Here is a 3,910-nt window from a genome sequence, read left to right on the forward strand (position 1 = left end):
TACGACAAAACCGCAGACAGTTTCCTCGGCTTCATCGACATCGCCTGCATCAGGCTCTGGCTTCGCCATTTGTCAACATGACCTAGAACTGGTCCGCAAACCGATCAAGAACCTGCATATCGGGGTCTATCCTCCGGCAGGTCGCGTGCGGGTCGCAGCTCCTCCAGCCATCAGCGAGGATGCCGTCCGGGTCGCGGTTGTGACCCGGCTGGGCTGGATCAAGAAAAAGCAGCGCGAGTTCGAGGGTCAGGCGCGCCAATCCGAACGCCGGTATGTCTCAGGCGAAACCCATTTTGTCTTCGGGAAACCGCTCAGGCTTCTGGTCCAGCCGAACGACAAGAACCGCTGCGCAATCCGTCCAGACGCTTCGGATCGCCTGACGATGTTGGTGCCAGCAGGCTCAACGTCCGATCAGAATGCACGCAGGATGGCGACGTGGTACCGATCGCAGCTGCGGGAAAAGGCCGCTCCCCGTATCGTCAAGTGGTCGGATCGGCTGGGCGTACCGGTACCGCGGTGGGGCATCAGGTTGATGAAGACGAAGTGGGGCAGCTGCAATCCCGAAAAGGGGCTGGTGTGGCTGAACCTCGACCTGGCGAAGAAGCCTCTGGCCGCCCTCGACTACGTCATCCTGCATGAAATGGCCCATTTCGTATCACCGCATTGAAGCTCGCTGCAGGAGTTCGATTTCTGTTCCATCTCACGAACGCCACCGGCGTCGAAGTGTTCAGGTGGCGCGAGGATCTGCCCCCATATTTTCAATCGGTTACGGGCTCTACACCGGATGCTAGTAGTCGAGAGGTCCGGAGAATATCGGGCTTTAGAGAACCATTCCGGCTGCTGCAGCGAGGACGCCAGTGCAAAGTCAACCGCGCATAACCCTCGAAAGCAACGGGAAAATCCGGCCGCGGCGGGATCGGGAGAACGCTTTCGCGAGGGCAAGTGGCGGAGGGTAAGGGCCTGATATCCAACCTTCTCTGGGCCGGAAACGAGTTGAAGTCGTTGTTTTCAACCCGCGCGCCGCGGGATCTTTCTGCGATAGGCATGACGTTGGACGGGGGCGCTGATGCTGTCGACCGTCACCACCTGATCTGGTGACGCTGACTTGTTTTCGTTGCGGCGGATCGGGTCCCTCAACAAACGCAGCCCGTTGAGCACCACCAGAACCGTTCCGCCTTCGTGACCGATCACCGCGAGTGGGAGGGGCAGTTCGAAGAACAGTCCTCCCGTCACGAGAATGGCCATGGCGCCCATCGCGAACAGCAGGTTCTGCCGGATGATCCTTGCGGCGCGACGCGCCAGTCGATGCGCGTCCGCAAGCCGTCCCATGTCTTCCGACAGAAGCGCCACATCGGCTGCCTGGAGCGCGACGTCGGAGCCCGCAGCACCCATGGCGATCCCGACATCGGCGCGGGCCAGCGCGGCGGCGTCATTGACCCCGTCGCCGACGAAGGCGACCTTGCCTCTGGCAGCCAACTCGCCCGCCATCCTGACCTTGTCCTCCGGCAGCATGTCGGCATGGATTTCCTCGGGCTTCAATCCGAGCTCTTCGCCAATCCGCAACGCAACCGGACGGCGATCGCCGGTCATCATGATGATTTCGGTGACCCCACCTTCCCGCAATGCAGCAAGCGCCGGCGCAGAGGTCGGGCGGGCCTGATCCGCGATGGCAACAGCTCCCATCACCTGCTGATCCCGCCCGAAATAGATGACCGTCTCGGTATCCGCAGCCAGCGCCTCTAGCCTCTGATGATCAATGGACGCTCCCATCTGCGTAGCAAGGCGCGGATTGCCAGCCCACAACTGCCCCTCGCCATCATCACCGACGATGCCGGCACTTGGCCGGGTGATCACGTTTGTTACTTGAGCCGGTTCAACACCGCGGCTGACGGTTTCCTGCCGGATGGCTGCCGCGCTGTGATGTTCCGAATGGGCCTCGAGCCCCGCAAGAAGCGAGAGAAAGCGCAGCTGGTCGCCGTCGAGCGCCACCACCTTCGTGATCGAGGCCCTACCAGTCGTCAGGGTTCCGGTCTTGTCGAACGCGAAAATGTCGACTGCCGCCAATGTCTCGAGCGCGGCCCCGCCCTTGAACAACACGCCCCCGCGAGCGGCCGCCGACAGGGCGGAAAGGATCGCGGCGGGGACCGAGATCACGATCGCGCAGGGGCTCGCCGCCACCAGCAGGGTCGCTGATCGGTAGAGCGCTTCCTCCCAGTCGCGCCCCAACCAGTAGAAGGCGGCGAAGGCCAGGACGGCTCCGGCCATGACCGCGACCGTGTAGCGTTGCCCGAACCAGGCACTGAAGCGTTCGGATGGCGCCTTGGCCGCCTGTGCCTCGGTGACGAGCGCGATCATGCGGGCGACGGTGCTTTCCTCGATCGTCTTGGTCACGGCCATCTCGAGCACGCCATCGAGGTTGACCGTCGCCTCGAAAACCTGGGCGCCGGGTTGTTTGGCGACGGGCATCGATTCGCCGGTGATGTGGGCCTCGTCCAGCGAGCCCCGGCCGCTGACGATCACCCCGTCCGCCGGAACCCGCGCGCCGGGCCGCAGCACCAGGACGTCATCCACCCGAAGATCGGCAGCAGGGACTTCCGAGACTGACCCGTCCGGCGCCTTTCGAAGTGCCGTCTCCGGCCGAAGTTCCATCAACGCCTCGATGGCCCGGCGCGCGCGGCCGAGCGCCCGCTCCTCCAGCGTGGTCGAGATGCTGAAGAGCGTCAGCAGGACCGCACCCTCGAAGGGCGCGCCGACAGCCGCGGCCGCAATGGCGGCAACGACCATCAGCAGGTCGATGTCGAGAATGCGCTCTTCCCATAAGGTGATGGCGGCCCGCCATGCGGCGGGCAAACCGCCTGCCAGATAAACAAGCGAGAGACCTGCGAGGGAGAAGAAAGCCGCGGTGGCGCCCTGAAGCGGCCATAGCGCGAGAGTGGCCGGGAGCATCCCAAGGACGGTGAGAGCCGTCAGCGCGAATGAGCGGTCGATCTGAAACGGCTTTCCCATGTCATCTCCTGGCTGCTGGTGCATGCTCGTCGACCTTCGACAGGTCGCCGTGCAAAGGCGCATCCATTGCCTCGCGGCTCATGCCCTCCAGCAGAGGCGCTTCCTTTGCCAATACCTCGGCCAGGAAGTCGAGAAAAGCCCGGATGCGCGCGGTCTGGCGCAGATCGTCATGAGTCAACAGCCAGAGGTCGAGGGTGAATTCGCCAGGCAGCGGGGCGATGCGTACGAGATCGGTCTCGAGGTCCGCAAGTCCGCAAGGCAGCGGCGCAAGTCCCATCCCGGCCTTGGCGGCGGAGAGAGCGGCAGCCACTGAGTTGGTGCGGAGCATCGGTTTTGCCTCCGGGAGGAAGCGGGCGACGCGGCGGACAAGCGCCTCGTGCTCGGAATCGAAGCCGATCCAGTCGTGGAGCGAGAGGTCAGGCTCCGGCCGCCGCGCATGGTAGTTGGCGCTGGCGTAGACGGCAAAGGCGAGCCGTCCGACCCGGCGCCCGACCAGGGTCTCGGCTGGCGCATTGCCGACGCGAAGCGCGACGTCAGCCTCACGCCTGCTGAGGTTCAGAGCGACATTGCCGACGACGAGCTCGACCTCGATACCGGGATAGGCATCGCGGAATCCGGCGAGGTGCCGCGGCAGCAGCCCGAATGCCAGCATGTCGATGGTCGTGACCCGCACGGCGCCGCTGAGACGCAGATCCTGCCCGGTCACCTTGCGGCTCAGGCTTGCGATCTCCTCCTCGACGCGCAGGGCGCCGTCACGCAGTTCCTCTCCGGCGGGGGTGAGCAGGTACCCGGCAATGGCTACTTCCGATAGCATGAATCCTGCATTCCCCAAGTGGCGTGTCGTTTGAGGTGAAGATCGCCTGTATCCGAGCGCTAGACAAGGATTTTCTGCCGCAAGCGGCAC

Annotated in this window: 3 protein-coding genes and 1 pseudogene; 2 read left to right on the plus strand and 2 right to left on the minus strand. The window is 64.1% G+C overall.

Annotated elements, in window-relative coordinates; all coding sequences use genetic code 11:
• Both I9P22_RS23750 and I9P22_RS24735 read left to right on the plus strand, forming a co-directional pair.
• Nucleotides 1-81: pseudogene (locus tag I9P22_RS23750) on the plus strand (IS5/IS1182 family transposase); the annotation flags it as partial.
• Nucleotides 82-145: 64 nt separating this feature from the next.
• Nucleotides 146-667, plus strand: coding sequence for a M48 family metallopeptidase (locus I9P22_RS24735; protein WP_332909066.1), 522 nt, complete (start codon nt 146-148; stop codon nt 665-667).
• Between the two features lie 341 nt (nt 668-1,008).
• Here the strand turns inward: I9P22_RS24735 and I9P22_RS23755 are convergent, their stop codons facing one another.
• Both I9P22_RS23755 and I9P22_RS23760 read right to left on the minus strand, forming a co-directional pair.
• Nucleotides 1,009-3,006 carry a heavy metal translocating P-type ATPase gene (locus tag I9P22_RS23755; RefSeq protein WP_036744609.1) on the minus strand — a complete coding sequence of 666 codons (1,998 nt, stop codon included), beginning with the start codon at nt 3,004-3,006 and terminating at the stop codon, nt 1,009-1,011.
• A gap of 1 nt (nt 3,007) precedes the next feature.
• Nucleotides 3,008-3,820: a LysR family transcriptional regulator gene (locus tag I9P22_RS23760; protein WP_018000052.1), complete on the minus strand. Its 813-nt coding sequence runs from the start codon at nt 3,818-3,820 to the stop codon at nt 3,008-3,010.
• Nucleotides 3,821-3,910 lie beyond the last annotated feature (90 nt).

The sequence above is a fragment of the Paracoccus binzhouensis genome, from assembly GCF_016446475.1.
Lineage (GTDB): Bacteria > Pseudomonadota > Alphaproteobacteria > Rhodobacterales > Rhodobacteraceae > Paracoccus > Paracoccus binzhouensis.